A 491-nucleotide genomic window follows, 5' to 3' on the forward strand; every position below is an offset into this window, starting at 1 on the left:
TTAGAGAAGCGCTTAAAAGGTCACGACAAGTCCGAATGGGATAAAATAATCGACGACTACAATCACACTCTTAAGATTGATGAAACAGGGAATATCATTGACATTTATCCATTTGAACAAGGTTATGTCGTTTCAAAAAATGGGAAATACGATGCCGACTATACTCATTTGGTTAACAAAAAGTTTGATGAACTAAAAGCACAAAACTTTGAAGCAAATTCAGCTGAATTTTGGAGTGGAGTAGCTCAAATATTCTCTGGATTGGGAGTTTACTTTGCGAGTGGCGCCCTCGAAGTTTTGAGTATCATGGCTGGTCCGCCAACAGCAGGGACAAGTATCGTAGCTGGTACGGCAGTGTCTGTATCAGGGGTACAATATGGGAATGTACTGATAGCTAGTGGAGCAGTAACTAGCTTATCAGCTATCACAAAGACGGCCTTACAAAATGGCGAAATTCAGGTTAATTATTCTAGCAACTACGACAGCTGGCA

General features: G+C 40.7%; 1 pseudogene. It reads left to right on the forward strand.

What is annotated here, in order from left to right:
* Positions 1 to 491, forward strand: a pseudogene (locus CBI42_RS11260) (virulence protein); the annotation flags it as partial.

Origin of the sequence: Streptococcus sp. KR, assembly GCF_002238115.1 — a bacterium.
Taxonomy (GTDB): Bacteria; Bacillota; Bacilli; order Lactobacillales; family Streptococcaceae; genus Streptococcus.